The following is a 15,825-nucleotide window of genomic DNA, read 5'->3' as shown; positions in this document are numbered from 1 at the left end:
TCGATCAGCCCGGGACTCGGGCTACGCACATGAAGCGGGGAGAAACCCATGGTGGCGGGGCAGATGGTCGTGGTGTACGGCGCATACGGGCACACCGGCCGGTTCATGGTGGCGGAGTTGAGGGAGCGCGGTTTCGTGCCGGTCCTCTCCGGCCGCGACGCCGACAAGCTCAAGTCGCTGGCGGTGTCCACGGACGAGCCGCACATCCGTCCGGCGCCGGTCGACGATCCGGCCGCGCTCGACCGCGCGCTGGCGGGTGCGGCAGCCGTGATCAACTGCGCGGGGCCCTTCGCCACGACGGCCGCACCGCTGGTCGAGGCGGCGCTGCGCGCCGGTATCCCGTACCTGGACGTGGCGGGCGAAGTCGAGGCCACCGTCGATACGTTCGCGCACTTCGCGGACCGCGCCCGCGAAGCCGGGGCGGTGGTCGTCCCGGCGATGGCCTTCTACGGCGGGCTCGGCGACCTGCTGGCCACCGCCGCGATGGGCGACTGGGAGAAGGCCGACGAGGCGCACATCGCGTACGCGCTGGACAGTTGGCACCCGACGCCGGGGACGCGTGCGGCGGGCGCGGTCTCACGGGCGCGGCGCGGGGGTCGGCGCCTGCGTTTCGCCAACGGGAAGATGGAGTACCGCGACGACAGCGCACCCACTGTGGACTGGCTCTTTCCGGATCCGGTGGGCGCCAGGACCGTCTTCGGGGAGTTCTTGACGGCCGATGTCGTCACCGCCCCCACCCATCTGCCCGTTTCCGAGTTCAGCACCTACATGACGGTCGATGCGGTCAAGGACGTGCTCGCCCCGGACTCCCCGGCACCGGCCGCCGTCGATGAGCGGGGCCGGTCGGCGCAGACCTTCCTCGTCGATGTGGTCGTGCGCTCCGGCGGTCGCGAGCGGCGCGCCGTGGCGAGGGGCCGGGACATCTACGCCGTCAGCGCGCCGCTCGCGGTGGAAGCGGTGCACCGCATCCTCGCCGGGCGGACGAGGACGGTCGGCGTCGCCGCCGCCGGCGCGCTCTTCGACGCGGCCGACTTCCTCCGCGCCCTGTCCCCGCACATTTCCTTCGAGCTGAGCGAGCGACTGGGCGAGTGACCGGGCGAGTGAAGGACAGAGCCCGGATGTGGTGCGGCGGCCGACGGGGGGCCGCCGCACTCGGCCGTCAAGAGGTGGTGAGGGCTCGCGTCTCGGCGGTGTAGAGCTCCGCGGGGTCGAATCCCATACCACTGAAGTGGCCCGCGAGTTCGAGGGACAGTACGCCATGGAGGCGGGTCCAGAAGAGGAGGGCGCGGCTGAGCGCCGAGGGCGGGGCCTGGTGTTCGCGCGCCCAGGACCGGTGCTCGGCGAGGTGGTCGTCCAGGGGAGCCGCCGGGGAGCCTTCCGGTGTGCCGACGGCGCAGGCGTCGAGGAGGACGGCCATGATCTCGGAGGCGATCCGGGTGGTGTCTTCGGGGGCCTGGTATCCGGGCACGGGTGTGCCGTAGACGAGGAAGTACCGCTGCGGGTCGTCCAGGGCCCACCGGCGCAGGGTGTGCGCCAGTTCGGCGAGGTCGGCGCCGGCCGTGGCGCGGGCCAGGAAGGTGTCGGCGAGGCTGCGGTAGGCGTCCCTGATGAGCTCGGTGATCAGCTGGTCGCGGTTGGCGAAGTACCGGTAGAGCGCGGGCCCGCTCACACCGATCTGTTTGGCGATGGCGTTGAGGGACAGGGCGGAGGCCCCGGCGTCGGCGATCTGCTCCCAGGCGTGTTTCTTGATCTCCTCCCGCACCTGAGCGCGATAGCGCTCCCGGGGTGTCCTCGCGTCCGACTCCGCCACGTCCGCCTCCAGGCTTCACGACTACAACATCAACCTCTAGTTAGAGGCTATCACTTTCCCTCTTGACTCTCACCGAAGCTGCCAGTTATAACTTCTAACGAACGCAACAGCTTCCACAGAGCGTCTACAGAGAGGGACCGTCATGACCAGCGAGCGCCTGACCGAGGTCGTCCTGCCGGGCATCGTGGCTCCGGAGGGCCTCAAGATCCGCCACGGAGCCGTACCGGAGGCCGGACGGGGCCAGATCCTGATCGCCATGGAGGCGAGCGGGGTCTCCTTCGCCGAGCAGCAGATGCGCCGAGGGCGGTACTACGACCAGCCGCCGTTCCCGTTCGTGCCCGGCTACGACCTGGTGGGCCGCGTACTGAGCACCGGAGAGGGCGTCGACCCGGGACTGACCGGCCGGCGGGTGGCCGCGCTGGTGAAGGTCGGCGGGTGGGCCAGTCACGTCGTCGTCGACGCCGACGACGCCGTACTCGTCCCGGACGGCCTCACGGCGGCGGAGGCGGAAACCGTGGTGGTCAACGGCATCACGGCCTGGCAGATGCTGCACCGCCGGGCGCGGGTTCGCGCCGGGCAGACCGTACTGGTGCACGGCGCGGGCGGCGGGGTGGGCTCCGTCCTGGTCCAGCTGGCGCGCGCGGCAGGCGCCGAGGTGATCGGCACGGCATCTCCACGGCACCACGACGCCCTTCGGGAGGTCGGCGTGACCCCCGTCGACTACCGTGCGGGCAACGTGGCTTCCCGGGTTCGGGAGCTGACGCCGGGCGGGGTGGACGCGGTGTTCGACCACGTCGGCGGGCGCAGCGTGATCGACTCCTGGCGCCTGCTCGCCCCCGGCGGCACGCTCGTCTCCTACGGCAGCGCCTCCACCCGCGACGACACCGGCTCCAAGCAGTGGCCCGTACTGAAGATCCTCGCCCGCACCTGGCTCTGGAACACCCTGCCCAACGGCCGCCGGGCCCACTTCTACAACATCTGGGCCGGCCGCGCCCTCGGCAAGGACCGGTTCCGCGCCCGCCTCCGGGCCGACCTCACCGAGGTGTTCGCCGCCGTCGCCCGGGGCGACGTGAGCGCCCGCATCGCCGCACAACTCCCGCTCGCCCAGGCCGCCGAGGCACTGCGCCTGGCGGAGTCCGGCACCGCCACCGGCAAGGTTGTCCTGACACCCTGAGCTGCACCACGGCTTCCCGGGCCACACCAAGTGCCAACCGCATCGCGCCCAAGGCATCGAAGTCCGTCGTCATGGTCCGTCGTCTTGGTCCGTCGTCTTGGTCCGTCGTCATGTCGTCATTCCGAAGGCTTCCGCATCCAAGCAACTCACAGACGCCTAGACCGAGTTGGGAATCCCGCGAAGGCCGGACGCCGCGATTACGCGAAGCACCCTGGCAAAGTTCAGAATTCGCGGTCGATCCCCGTGACCGCGGCAGGCCCCAAGGGGGCATCCTCCTCGGTGAATCCGCTGTCGCGCAGGGCAGCGGAGACCAGCCGCACCGCGTTAGCCTCTGCCTCGATGCGGCTGGCGGCCTCCACTTCGAGCCGGACGGAGAACATGTTGCCGTCCTGGACGGTCAACAGGCTCAACTCCTCGCTCTCCCCGAAGTCGGTGTTCGCCGGGTCCTGGGGACGCAGCTTCCGCTCCACCGCCGAACGCTGGGCATCTGTGACGCCGTGCACGAACGTGCCCGGCACGGTGATGACGTAGTCGGTCATGAAAACTCCTGACGTGCAGGCCCCCACGGGTGTCAGGGGCATCCTCTTGGAATGCCCCGCAATGGGGATACCAACCAACGCACTCCCCCACCCGGGTGGTCGCCCCGCAGGCGATGCGTCTCCACGAACCGGTCGAGCACTCCCCCTCACCCGTGGCTCGGATGTCCAGACTCAGGTTCCCAGGTCATCGTGCGATACGGGAGTTGTACGAACGGGCCCCCGCGTGCGCCCGCGAGTCAGTGGATCTGCCCGATGGGGCGGACCACCACGGTGTTCACGTCGACTCCTGCAGGTTGGCCGAGCGCCCAGGTGATGGCGTCGGCGACGTTCTCCGCGGTCATCACCGGCCCTGTGGGCGCGGCTCTCTGCGGGTGGCTGCTCCAGAACGGGGTGTCGACCCGGCCGGGGGCGATCAGGGTGACCCGACTCCGGCACCGGTGACCAGGACGCGGGTGTTCTCGGCGAGGGAGGTGAGGGCGGTCTTGCTGACCGAGTACATGTTGCCGGGGGTGTTCTTGATGCCCGCGGTGCTGCCCACCAGGATGATCCGACCCCCGTTGGCCGTGAGCTCCGGGAGCGCCGCCTTCACCAGGAGAGCCGGGCCGAGGACGTTCACCAGGAGCATCTCTCGCCACTCCTCGGGGTCGCCGTCGACAAGGTTGTCGTGAGTGGAGAACCCCGCGTTGGCGACGACGTGGTCGAGGCGCCCGAACGTCTTGACCGTCGCGTCGACGGCACCTTGGACCGCCGCGAAGTCGGTGGTGTCGGCGGCTATGGGCAACACGACCTCCCCGGCGCCGAGTTCGGCGGCGAATCCGTCGAGCCGTCCCTGGTCGCGGCCGGTTACGGCCACCCGATGCCCGGCCGCGACCAACCGCCGCACGGTCGCCGCACCGATCCCGCTCGCCCCGCCGGTGACGAGGGTCACCGGTCCGCCGCGCTCGCCGCTCATGACTGCCTGACCGCTGCTCATAACTCCCCCTGGAATCAAGCCCGATGATCGCCGACTGTCCTATCACGCACACAGGCGCCGCCGCGCGCGAATTCCGATCCATGACAGGCGGCGAGGAGAGGAGTGAGGCGGCGCGCGGGTGTGGCGGGGTGGACGGCGAGAAACGTCTCGGCCATCGGGATGGGCGGAGCGAAGGGCCGGAAGACGGTGCGCCCGGCGGGGAGGCGGGCGGCCTGGGCGGCGTAGAAGACCGTCCAGCTGGGGGCGCCGGTGGCGATCGCGGCAAGGGTGTCCTGGTCGGTGGTGAAGGCAGGGCCGAGAAGGGGCTCGAACCCGGCGTCGTTGCACGCCGCGACCACCAAGTCCACCAGGTGGGGGTTGTGCTCACGAGGCACGATCCGCAGGGGCAGGGCGGCGAGGTCGGCTACCTGGACGGCAGTGCCGGTGGCCAGGGGGTGGGCTGCGGGAAGGGCCACGACCAGGGGATCCTTCCAGACCGGGACGAGGTCCAGCCCTTGGCCGCGACTCGCCCCGCGTACGAAGGCCGCGTCCAACTCACCGTCCCGTACGGCTTGGAGGCGGTTGGCCGTCGGGGAACTCGTCAGTTCGACGGCGACGTCAGGGGCACTCTCCGCCAGCGAAGCCAGGACGTGTTCGAGGCGGGTCCCGAGGCCGACACTGGTGCCGATACGCAGGACGGCCTTCCGCTCGGCGCGGTGGTCGGCCATGGCGTCGAGGCCCGCGCGCTCGGCTGTCAGGACGGCCCGGGCGTGAGGCAGGAACGCGGCGCCCCCGGCGGTGAGGGTGACCTTGCGTGTGGTGCGGTCGAACAGGTCCAGTCGGAGTTCGCGCTCCAGGCGCCGGACCTGCTGGCTGACAGTGGGCTGGACGATGTGCAGACGCTCGGCGGCCCGGCCGAAGTGCAGTTCCTCGGCGACCGCCACGAAGTACCGCAACTGACGCAGCTCCATTACCTACCTCCGGCCACCCGAATTCATCATGATCCTTGATGAGTGTACGAGCGAACCGGACCTTGGTCGTCGCTCTGCAACGCGGTGAACTGGCGCGGTGAACTTGCCCGCACAACGCCACGTTTCCCGCGTGGTGAGTCAGCGGATCAGCGAATCAGCGAGGAAAGCCACTCATGCCGTACGTGACCGTCAACGGGGTCGAACTCTTCCACACGGACACCGGAGCCGGGGCCCCGGTGCTGTTCCTGCACGGCTGGGGCACCAGCGGCAGGGTGTGGGACGCACAAGTCGCCGACCTGGCCGCCGACCACCGCGTGATCACCATGGACTGGCGGGGATGCGGACGCTCGGAGCATCCACCCACCGGCAACACCACACGGGCCAACGTAGAAGACATACTCGCCCTCATCGAACACCTCGGCCTGCAACAGCCGTTGCTGGTGGGCAGTTCACTCGGAGCCACCTTCGCCCTGGAAACGGCTCTTCGCGCACCGGAGCACGTCGCCGGTGTGGTGTCGATCAGCGGGCCCGGACACTGGCCGAGCCAGGGCATGGCCAGTGCCCTGCACTCCCTGATCTCCTCCCTCGCCGCCGACCGTGCGGCAACCGTGGCCAACTGGGTCCCGAAGTGGTTCGGTCCTACCGCGCCGGTCGGGCTCGTACGGCAGACGGTGCGCCAGATCCTCGAATCGGGGCACTTCATCGACGAGTTGTTCACCGAGGCCATGTCCCACGATCCGCGCGAGGCGCTGACCGGGATCGCCGTCCCGGTGGACTACCTGCACGGTCGGTACGACACCGAGATACCGCTGGAGGTGTCCCGTACGCTGGCCGCGCTGACCCCGTACGGCACCTTCCATGTGATCGAACAGGCCGGGCACATGGCTCACCAGGAGCAGCCCGCCGCGGTCAACACGCTGATCCGCGCGGCACTGCAGCGCTTCACGGACGACGCGTTCCCGAGGTCAGCGACGGGCAGCCCCTCCGTCAGCCCCGCCGCTTAGGGCCGGCCGGCCTGCTTGGAGCAGGTCTGGTCGTTGGCGGGCAGCTTGCCGGTGGCCAGGTACTGGTTGACCTTGTTGTCGACGCAGGCATTCTCGTAGAGGCCGTAGATCGCGTGCCGGTTGGCGCCCTTGAGGGTAATGAGCTTGGAGCTCGGCAGCAGGCCGTGCAGAGCGACGGCACCCTTGTGCGCGGTGCGCGGGTCGCCGGTGGCGGACACGATCAGCACCTTGGCGTCGTGCTTCACCTGAGTGGGCTCCTCGCGGGGCCGGTCCCAGAAGGCGCACGGGCCGATGTTGTTGGCCAGCGCGCCGAAGCGCGGGTATGCGGCACGGCTGCGCTCGATGTCCCGCCAGTAGACCTCGGGGTCGCGCGGAGCCGCCCTATCCCCGCAGATGACCGCGGACTGCACACTGCCGTGGTGCGACTGCTCGCCGGTCATCGCGAGCCGCAGGGTCGCAGCGAAGATCGGCGACAGCCGGGTCGGCTGTCCGGCCGCGGCCTTGTTCAGCACGGACACCTGCTCGGCGAGGGTCGCCCGGGACGTGTTGGTGTCGCTGTCGACCCCGGCGAGCAGGATGAACGGTATGTGGGTGTCGTCGAGTTGGAAGGTCTCGGGCGCCGTGCCGACGGTCAGCGGGCCGCGTGCGGAGGTCTTGATGATGTGGTCGATGGTGGCCAGGACCTGGGCCCGGGTGCGGCCGAGGCCGTAGGTATCGTGGCGGGCGGCAGCCCATGTGGCCCAGTCGGCGAGCGCCTGCTCGTTCTCGCCGACGGCCGCCTGGAGCAGTCGGGGGCCGAACTTGCGGGGGTCGACGGCGCCGTCCAGGACCATGCGGTCGGTGCGGCCGGGGAACATCTGGGTGTAGACGGTGCCCAGATAGGTGCCGTACGAGTAACCGAAGTAGGAGATCTTCTTCTCGCCGAGCGCGCCACGGATGACGTCCATGTCGCGGGCCGTGTTACGTGTGGTCACGTGCGGCAGCACGGAGGCGCCGGCGGCACGGCACTTGGCGGCCAGATCCTTCTGCAGGGCGACCTGGCGCTCGAAGCTCGCCCGGCTGAGACCGGCCGAGAGGAGATTGGTACCGACGGGCCAGCCGCAGTCCAGCGGGGTGCTACGGCCGACGAAGCGCGGGTCGAAGCCGACGATGTCGTACCGCGGGCCGGTCTTCTTCATCCACGCATGGAACTCCGGCGGGGACTCAAGCGCCGTCCCGCCGGGACCACCGTTGTTGAGCAGGATCGACCCGATGCGGTGGCGGGTGTCGGTGGCCTTGAGCCGGGATATCGCGACGGTGATGGTACGGCCCCGGGGAGCGGCGTAGTCGAGCGGCACGGTGACGTCCGCGCACTGCACACCGGCCTTGTCGAGATCACGGCCCATACTGTCGCCCGGCCCCTTGGCACAGCTGCCCCAGCCCAGACGCTGATCGTAGTAACGGTCGAGCGAGGCCCCGGACTTCGACGCGGTGGGCGTCGCCGCCGTGGCCGTCACGGCGGGTACCGCGCCGAGGCAGGCGGCGAGGGCGAGGCCCACGGCCGAAGTGCGGCGCAGGGTGGGGCTGGGGGTGATCACGAAGTCTCCTCGGCGTGCGGGGGGGGGGTTGCGGTCGGGAGTGCGTGCGGTGTGCGCCGCGTCGGCCGTGGCCAAGGCGACCGCCACGACGGCTGAGGTGCCGGGCAACGGCCCTGCGGACGCGGCTGGTTGACTCCTACCAAAAGGGGATCTCGTCACCCTGTTCCGTATATGTCTCACACCGTCAGACGCTAAGCGGAACAGCCGCCCCATTCACTACGGCTGTCCCCCGAGCCTCGATGGGGGCACCCCTACCAGTGCCTCGTCAAAGCCGTAGCGTGCGCGGAGGCGGGTGAAGGCGGTGGGGCTCGGGCGGCGTGGGAGGAACTCCTCGATCCGCTGGGCGCATTCGCGTGGGCTCGCCGTACTGGTGTCGCACTCCAGTCGATCTACGGAGCGGCCCCCTCCAGGAGTTCGGGGCCGTTGTTGCGTACGTTGTTCACGGCCGGGGAGACCGGCCGGGCGTCCAGGTGGCCGCCCGCGGGCTGGGTCAGCAGGGCGCGCAGTTCGTCGGGGTCCTGGTGGTGGGGGTCGAGCCAGGCGTCGTAATGGTCCTCGGTGAGCGCGAGGGGCATGCGCGGGTGCACGCGGCCGGCCGCGTCCGTGGCCTCGGTGGTGATGATCGTGCAGGTCACCAACCAGGCGGCGGGGTCGTCGTCCTGCTTGACCGTGCGATCGCGCCAGTACTCGTACAGCCCGGCGAGCGCCATCACCTGGTCGTCCTCGGGACGGATGAAGTACGGCTGCTTACGGACTTTGCCGGTGCCGTGGTCCTTGACCTGCTCCCACTCGTAGAAGCCGTCGGCCGGCAGCAGGCAGCGGTGCTTGAGGAACGCACGGCGGAAGGCGGGCTTCTCGTGCACGGTCTCCACCCGCGCGTTGATCATCCGGGCGCCCACCTTCACGTCCTTCGCCCACGACGGCACCAGCCCCCAGCGCAGTGGCCGCAACTGCCTGCCGTGCGGCGCGGCATCGTCATGTCCGCGCGCGGTGCGCTCCAGGACGGCCCACACCTCGTCGGTCGGCGCGACGTTCCAGCTCGGCGCCAACCGCTCCTGGGCATGCCAGTCGGTGACCTGGAAGAGCTGGACCAGGTCCTCGGGGCTGCGGGTGGAGACGTAACGGCCACACATAGAACCACTGTGCCACCGGCAGCACCGAGGGAAACACTGTTCGGTCGCCTATTTACGGGTAGGTGAATATGGAGGTTGCCACCCAGGTGTCATTCTGCTCGTAAGCCGCCACATAGGCATGGAATCCCGGCTGAAGGGAGCCGTAGCGGTACGTTCCCTTGGTGAGCTCGAAGGTCACATCCCCGTTTGCGGTGGCGAGCTGGAGGCGACCGTCTTTGAATTCGATGACCTTTCCGCTGAACCCCACGGTTTGAGTCGCTGTCGACGCGGCACTACCGCCGACCTGCTGCGCAGCAGCATTCCCTGTCGGAGCCGCGTGTGCTGCCTGCGCCGTCGGTCCGCAGACGGCCAACATGCCCGCCATCCCGACGGCGACGATCGCCGCCTCGGCAAGGTTCCTGGAATTTCGCATGCGCATGCCCTTTCCTCAGGCCTTCAAGAGTGTCCTATTCGGCGCGTCGAAATCCATCGACTCCAACCCGCTGTTCGGACGCTAGCAGCGCCCCAGGCGCGCACGCCATTTTCTTTCGCGTTACTTTCAGAATTCGCCCTTCCCGACGCCGAATCGGCGGTAATTCCTCGATGCTCGGGCCCGAAAAAGCCCGAGGAGACCGGTGCCGGCGAGGCGTGAAGTGCCGTACGGGACACGTGCGTTGCGGGCCTGCTCTTCGCGGTCCGTACCGGGCTCTGGTCTCCGTCAGGTGCCGCCGTCATAGTGGGACCACCGCGCGCCACACAGCGCAGACGGCGGGCATCGAAGGGGGACGGGATGCCAGGTGCGGCGGCTTCGACGAACCTGCTCAACTTGACCGCGGCGGGGGGATGCGCGTGCAAGATCCCCCTCGACCGGATGGAAGCCCTGCTGGAGTCTCTCGGGGCCCGCCCGGCCGCGTTCGGCGGCCGCACGGACAACCTCGTGCCGGGCACACAACGGGACGACGCGGCGCTCTACAGGCTCACCACCGATCTCACCCTCGCCTTCTCCACCGACTTCGGCACACCCGTCTCACAGGACGCGGAGACCTGGGGCCGCATCGCCGCGATGAACGCGGTGTCCGACATCTACGCGATGGGCGCCGAACCGTTCCTCGCGCTCGGCATACTCGGCTGGCCTCCCGAACTGCCGCACGAGACGGTGGCGCAGCTCATGCGGGGCGCCGTCCGCGCACTCGCCGAGTGTTCCACGCAGCTCGCCGGAGGCCACTCCATCGTCTCCGAATCCCCCGTCTTCGGCCTGTGCGTGATCGGCGCGACCCAGCCCGGCCACGTCATGCTCCAGAGCAACGCACGCCCCGGTCACCGGCTCGTCCTCACCAAACCGCTCGGCACCGGCATCGTCATCGCCGGACAGAAGGCCGAAGTGGCCTCCGCCGACGCGGTGTTGGAGGCCGAGAGCGTCATGCTCGCCTCCAACCGCACGGCCTGTCGACTGGCCCGTGACACCGGTATCGACGCCGCCACCGACATCACCGGCTACGGACTCATCGGCCATCTGCGCACCATGCTGGTCGCCTCGGCCTGCACCGCCATGGTGTTCCCCGACGCGGTACCGATGCTGCGGCACGCGGTCGAACTCGCCGAGGAGCACGGCATCGTAGCCAACAGCGCCGAGCGGACCTACTTCGCGCTGGAGGACCGGGTGGACTGGGCGGACCTGCCCGTGGCGCGGCGCATCTCTCTGTGTGATCCGCAGACCTCGGGCGGCCTGCTCCTCTCGGCCTCCCCCGACCAGGCTCGTACGTTCCAGGCCCGCTGTGCCGAGTACGGCGTTCTGGCCGTCGACATAGGGGAGGTGACGGGTGGCGGCACTCCCGGGACGATCGTGATGCAGCGCCTGGGACGCGGAACCGGGAAGGGGAAGCCCGCGTGACTCCGTCCGTCGTGCACCAGAAGTTCCTCTACCTCTGCGCCGCGCTCGGGTTCGCCGTACTGGTCTCGGGGCTCGCGGTCGGCGTCCTCACCGAGAGCAGGCTGTGGGCCCTGTCGGCGGTGGTTCTGGAGTCGCTGGGATCGGCCGTGCTCTTTCCCATCCTGGTGTCCTTCTCCTACGACCGGCTCAAGGAGAAGTGGCTCGGGGACGAGGTGTGGCGCATCTTCAACGAGCTGTCCGACGCCGGGATCAGCCGCGTGTACAAGGACCGCGAGACATCGCCCCGCCGCGACAACGCGCAGACACGGCTGTCGGAGGAGTTCCGCAGCTTCGAGAACGGCGAGATCCTCATGATGGGCGTCTCTCTGCGGGTGTTCTTCAATCCCCTCGGACCGTTCTACCGCGACATCGAGACGATGCTGCGGGAGACCGGCGGCCGGGTCCGGATCCGGGCGGTCGTCTGCGATCCGGCCAACCCCGATGTTCCCGTCCGGGCCGCGATCGAAGAGGTCGGACGAAGCCCCGAGCACACCTCGCAGCTGGAGCGCGACGTCGAGTCGACGAGGGTGACCGTCGCCGGCCTGCGGGCCACGATGGGACCGCACGTCGACCTGAGACTGGCCATGGCCGCCCCCTACTGCACGACGGTCATCTTCCCGCACGTCTGCTACTACTCACCCAACCTCCTCGCCCCCAAGGCCCCGGTGGGCCTGCCGATGATCCTCTTCCGCTCCGGGGCACACGGTTACAAGATGGTTCACGCCTCGTTCGAGTACGTGTGGCAGCTGCCGACCACCCGCGATCCGGCGGGGCGGTAGACCAGTCAAGACCAGTCACCGAGGTCGCGGCGGCGGCCGGTAACGCCGCGGACCAACCGGGCCCCGAACGCCTCCGCGAACCGATACGGCCTCCAACGGCGCTCCCCCGACGCCCGGTTCGCACCCGGCAGGTGGCACGTTCCAGCCGGATACCTTGAGACGGAGGCCGCAACCGGGCACACTTTGCCGGCCCCACCCCTCATCCGCACCAGCGTCCCCAGCAGCTGTGGCACGCCCTTGTGCGGGTGACCGGCACCGGCCACCCTGGCCGGATGGCCATCACACCGCGCTTAAGACAGCGCTGCGGCGCCGTGATCGCGCTCGCCGCAGCGCTCGTACTCGTCGGGACCACGGAGGCATCCGCTGCCGGGCCGCCGGAAGGCGTCGTTCAGTACGCCGACGCCCCGGGAGCCGTCGCCGACAGCTACCTCGTCGTCCTCAACCCCTCCCGCGCCGCCTCGCGGACGCCGGGAGGCCGGGCCGTCGTCGAGCGGTACGGAGGCAGGATCCGCCGCACCTACGACACCGCGCTCAACGGCTACTCGGCCCACCTGTCGGAGCGTCAGGCCCGGCGCCTCGCCGCCGATCCGGCGGTCGCCGAGGTGGCGCAGAACCGGACGCTGCGGCTCGATGCCACCCAACCGGATCCCCCTTCCTGGGGCCTGGCCCGCATCGACCAGCGCCGTCTGCCGATGGCCGGGGGCTACACGTACCCGGATTCGGCCGGGCAGGGGGTGACCGCGTATGTCATCGACACGGGTGTGAACATCGCCCATGAGGACTTCGGCGGCCGCGCCACCTACGGCTACGACGCCATCGACGACGACATGACCGCGCAGGACGACCACGGCCACGGCACACACGTCGCCGGTACGGTCGCGGGCACCACCTACGGGGTGGCGAAGAAGGCGAAGATCGTCGCGGTGCGGGTGCTCGACTACACGGGCGAGGGCACCACCGAGCAGGTGGTGGCGGGCATCGACTGGGTGACCCGCAACGCGGTCAAGCCGGCCGTGGCGAACATGAGCCTGGGCGGGGACCCGGACGACGTCCTGGATGCCGCCGTCCGCAACTCCATCGCCTCCGGCATCACCTACGCCGTCGCCGCGGGCAACCAGGACATCGACGCGGCGGGCCGCTCCCCCGCCCGCGTCCAGACCGCGCTGACGGTCGGGGCGGTCGGCGAGCACGACCACCGCGCCTCCTACTCCAACTACGGGCCGCTGGTGGACCTGTTCGCTCCGGGAGACTCCATCACCTCCGCCGCGTACTGGTCCGAGGACTGGTACACGACCATGTCCGGCACCTCGATGGCCACGCCGCACGTCACCGGTGCGGCCGCGCTCCATCTCGCCGAGCACCGCACGGCCACCCCGGCCCAGGTCGGTGCGGCCCTCACCGCCTCGGCCACGACCGGATCCGTCATCGACCCGGGCGCCGGTTCGGTCAACCGGCTGCTGTACGTGGGCAGTTCACCACAGCGTCCGCCCGGCAGCCGCTTCGCCAACACCACGGACTACCCGGTGGCCGACCTGGCGACCGTCAACTCCCCCGTGACCGTCAGCGGAGTGTCCGGCCGTGCCCCGGCTGACCTCGACGTCGAGATCGACATCAAGCATCCGGACTCCGGCGACCTGCGGATCGACGTGATCGCCCCCGACGGCACCGCGTATCCCATCAAGGACGAATGGGAGGGCTGGGCCGTCACGGACTTCACCGTGGTCTACGCGATCGACGCCTCATCGGAGACCGCCAACGGGGTGTGGCGACTGCGGGTGTTCGACGCCCGCGCCGGGAACACCGGCTATGTCGACTCCTGGGCCCTGCGCTTCTGAACGAGCCATCGGCGCCCCCGCTTCAGGGGGCGCCGATGGCCGGTCGCGGGGCGGGCCGTCGTGCGGCCCGCCCCGCTCGCCGTGGTCGGTCAGGGTGTCTGCTTCGACACCTCCAGGTCGGCCGTGGGCTTGTTGACCTTGCCGCCGGGCGGGCCCGTGGTGCTCGCGTTGTTTTCGGTGACCGGGTCCTTGGTCGCCGACGACACCGTGGCCGTGTTGTGGATGTCGGAACCGTCACCCGTGTACGTGGCGGCGAGCTTCACCTTGAACACCCAGGTCACCGACGCACCGGGCGCCAGTGCGGCCTGCGGGCCGCAGGTGACGGCACGGCCCGAGGTGCAGGTGTCGTCGGAGGAGACGAAGCTCAGGGCAGTGGGCAGGGTGTCGGTGACCTGGACCTGTTCCGCCTGGGAGGGGCCCTTGTTGGTGACGGTCACCGCGTACTCGAAGCTCTCGCCAGGGGCGACGGGCGTGTTCGTGACCGGCTTCTTGACGATCGCCAGGTCGGCGGAGGGCGCGGCGACCGTGCCGCCCGGAGGCGTGGCGGTGTCGCTGTCGTTCTCGCTGCTCGGGTCGATGTTGTCGGCGGTGACCCTGGCGGTGTTCTTCAGATCGCTGCCGTCCCCGTGGTAGGCGGGGTCGACCTTCACGGTGAGCAGGTACTCGATGATCTCTCCCACCTTGAGCGGGGTCGTGCGCTTGCACGAGACCGCGCGGCCGGAGACCGTGCAGCCGGCCGGGGAGGACGCCACGTAGGACAGGCCTTCGGGGAGGTCGTCGGTGAGCTTCACGTTGTAGGCGTCGGCCGACGGGCCGTTGTTCGTCACCGTGATCTTGTAGTCGAAGGTGGTGCCGGGGGCCGGCGGGGTGTCCCCCACCGCGGTCTTGGTCACCGCCAGGTCGGCCGTGGGCCGGTTGACCGTGCTGCCGGGCAGACCGGCCGGGGAGCTGGTGTTGTTGGCCGGGACGGGGTCCTTGGTGTCGGAGGAGACGGTGGCGGTGTTGCGGATGTCGCTGCCGTCGCCGGTGTACTCGGAGTCGAGCCTGACGCGGAACTTCCAGGTCCTGGACGCGCCCGGCTCCAGGATCGCCTGCGGGCCGCAGCTGACGGTCCGGCCGGTGGCGGTGCAGCCGTCGGCCGAGTCGACGAAGGTCAGCCCCGCGGGCAGGGTGTCCGTCGCCTTCGCCTTCAGCGCGCGTGAGGGGCCGTCGTTGTGGGCGGTGACCTCGTACTCGAAGGTCTCGCCCGGTGCGATGGGGGTGGTGGTCGCGGGCCGCTTCGTCGCCCACAGGTCGGCCTGGGGTGCCGTGACCCCGCCGGGCGGCAGGATCGCGGTGCTGGTGTTGTTCGTGGGGTCGGGGTCCCTGGAATCCGAGCTGGCGGTGGCGGTGTTGTGCAGGTCCGCGCCGTCACTCTGATAGGCGGCGCTGAGCTTCACCTTGAACGTCCACTTGGTGGTCGCCCCGGGGACCAGCTTGGCCTGCGGACCGCAGGTCACCTTCTGGCCGGAAGCCGTGCAGGGGTCCCCCGACGACACGAAGGTGACGCCGTCCGGGAGCGTGTCGGTGGCCGTGACGTTGCGGGCGTCCGACGGTCCGGCGTTGGACGCGTCGATCTCGTACTCGTACTCCTGACCGGGAATCGTCGGTCCGCTGCCCAGTGCCGTCTTGACCGCGGAGATGTCGGACTGGGGTGTGAAGGGGCCCGGGGGTGTCACCGGCTTGGGCTTGTTGTTGTCCGGATCCGGGTCCGTGGAGTCCGACTTGCCGACTGCGGCGTTGCCCAGATCCGATCCGTCACCCTCGTAGGAGGGACTCAGCCGGGCGAGGAAGGTCCACTTCTTGGTCTGTCCCACACCCAACTGCCCTTCGGGGCCGCAGGTGACCGTCTGTCCGGTGGCCGAGCAGCCGTCGGCCGAGGAGACGAACGAGATGCCGTCGGGCAGTGTGTCGGTCGCCGTGGCGTTGCGGGCCACGGACGGCCCGTTGTTCTTCGCCGTGAGGGTGTAGGTGATGAGGCCGCCGGGCGGAGTGTCGGCCGCGGCGGCCGGGCTCTGGCCGGACCACTGCGGCAGCGCGCCGAGCAGTGCGGCGAGCGCCGCTCCCGCCCAGGGGCGCCGACGATGTCGTCTCGTTCTCATC

13 protein-coding genes and 1 pseudogene are annotated in these 15,825 nt (G+C 69.9%); 6 read left to right on the top strand and 8 right to left on the bottom strand.

Features of this window, described 5'->3' with window-relative positions; translation table 11 throughout:
- Positions 1–48: 48 nt before the first annotated feature.
- Positions 49–1,092, top strand: coding sequence for a trans-acting enoyl reductase family protein (locus OG965_RS36790; protein ID WP_371656413.1), 1,044 nt, complete (start codon positions 49–51; stop codon positions 1,090–1,092).
- Between the two features lie 67 nt (positions 1,093–1,159).
- Here the strand turns inward: OG965_RS36790 and OG965_RS36785 are convergent, their stop codons facing one another.
- The gene (locus OG965_RS36785) at positions 1,160–1,810 is read right to left on the bottom strand and encodes a TetR/AcrR family transcriptional regulator (protein WP_371656412.1); all 651 of its coding nucleotides are present in this window, start codon (positions 1,808–1,810) and stop codon (positions 1,160–1,162) included.
- Positions 1,811–1,952: 142 nt separating this feature from the next.
- On the opposite strand from OG965_RS36785, the gene OG965_RS36780 reads away from it, so the two are divergent.
- The gene (locus OG965_RS36780) at positions 1,953–2,984 is read left to right on the top strand and encodes a medium chain dehydrogenase/reductase family protein (protein WP_371656411.1); all 1,032 of its coding nucleotides are present in this window, start codon (positions 1,953–1,955) and stop codon (positions 2,982–2,984) included.
- Between the two features lie 221 nt (positions 2,985–3,205).
- Here the strand turns inward: OG965_RS36780 and OG965_RS36775 are convergent, their stop codons facing one another.
- The 3 genes and pseudogenes from OG965_RS36775 to OG965_RS36765 form a co-directional block, all read right to left on the bottom strand.
- On the bottom strand, positions 3,206–3,523 hold the full coding sequence (locus OG965_RS36775) for a hypothetical protein (protein WP_371656410.1): 318 nt from the start codon (positions 3,521–3,523) through the stop codon (positions 3,206–3,208).
- Positions 3,524–3,759: 236 nt separating this feature from the next.
- Positions 3,760–4,496 (bottom strand): annotated as a pseudogene (locus OG965_RS36770) (SDR family oxidoreductase).
- A gap of 14 nt (positions 4,497–4,510) precedes the next feature.
- Positions 4,511–5,446 carry a LysR substrate-binding domain-containing protein gene (locus OG965_RS36765; RefSeq protein WP_371656409.1) on the bottom strand — a complete coding sequence of 312 codons (936 nt, stop codon included), beginning with the start codon at positions 5,444–5,446 and terminating at the stop codon, positions 4,511–4,513.
- 173 nt (positions 5,447–5,619) lie between these two features.
- On the opposite strand from OG965_RS36765, the gene OG965_RS36760 reads away from it, so the two are divergent.
- Positions 5,620–6,450: an alpha/beta fold hydrolase gene (locus OG965_RS36760; RefSeq protein WP_371656408.1), complete on the top strand. Its 831-nt coding sequence runs from the start codon at positions 5,620–5,622 to the stop codon at positions 6,448–6,450.
- On the opposite strand, the gene OG965_RS36755 is transcribed toward OG965_RS36760, so the two are convergent.
- The 3 genes from OG965_RS36755 to OG965_RS36745 form a co-directional block, all read right to left on the bottom strand.
- Positions 6,447–8,027, bottom strand: coding sequence for an alpha/beta hydrolase (locus tag OG965_RS36755; RefSeq protein ID WP_371656407.1), 1,581 nt, complete (start codon positions 8,025–8,027; stop codon positions 6,447–6,449). The two genes, OG965_RS36760 and OG965_RS36755, sit on opposite strands and share 4 nt — an antisense overlap.
- Positions 8,028–8,416: 389 nt before the next feature.
- A complete protein-coding gene (locus OG965_RS36750; RefSeq protein ID WP_371656406.1) occupies positions 8,417–9,160 on the bottom strand; it encodes an SOS response-associated peptidase in 744 nt (247 codons plus the stop codon).
- Positions 9,161–9,212: 52 nt separating this feature from the next.
- A complete protein-coding gene (locus OG965_RS36745; protein WP_371656405.1) occupies positions 9,213–9,578 on the bottom strand; it encodes a hypothetical protein in 366 nt (121 codons plus the stop codon).
- Between the two features lie 351 nt (positions 9,579–9,929).
- Here OG965_RS36745 and selD point away from each other — a divergent pair, with 351 nt between their 5' ends.
- From selD to OG965_RS36730, 3 genes are all read left to right on the top strand, one after another.
- A complete protein-coding gene (gene selD / locus OG965_RS36740; protein WP_371656404.1) occupies positions 9,930–11,030 on the top strand; it encodes a selenide, water dikinase SelD in 1,101 nt (366 codons plus the stop codon).
- Positions 11,027–11,848 carry a hypothetical protein gene (locus OG965_RS36735; protein ID WP_371656403.1) on the top strand — a complete coding sequence of 274 codons (822 nt, stop codon included), beginning with the start codon at positions 11,027–11,029 and terminating at the stop codon, positions 11,846–11,848. The genes selD and OG965_RS36735 overlap by 4 nt, the downstream gene beginning before the upstream one ends.
- Before the next feature lie 272 nt (positions 11,849–12,120).
- On the top strand, positions 12,121–13,683 hold the full coding sequence (locus OG965_RS36730) for a S8 family serine peptidase (protein WP_371656402.1): 1,563 nt from the start codon (positions 12,121–12,123) through the stop codon (positions 13,681–13,683).
- Between the two features lie 89 nt (positions 13,684–13,772).
- Here the strand turns inward: OG965_RS36730 and OG965_RS36725 are convergent, their stop codons facing one another.
- The gene (locus OG965_RS36725) at positions 13,773–15,824 is read right to left on the bottom strand and encodes a hypothetical protein (protein WP_371656401.1); all 2,052 of its coding nucleotides are present in this window, start codon (positions 15,822–15,824) and stop codon (positions 13,773–13,775) included.
- Position 15,825 lies beyond the last annotated feature (1 nt).

This window comes from Streptomyces sp. NBC_00224 (assembly GCF_041435195.1).
GTDB lineage: Bacteria > Actinomycetota > Actinomycetes > Streptomycetales > Streptomycetaceae > Streptomyces.
This window is presented reverse-complemented; position numbering and strand designations above follow the sequence as displayed.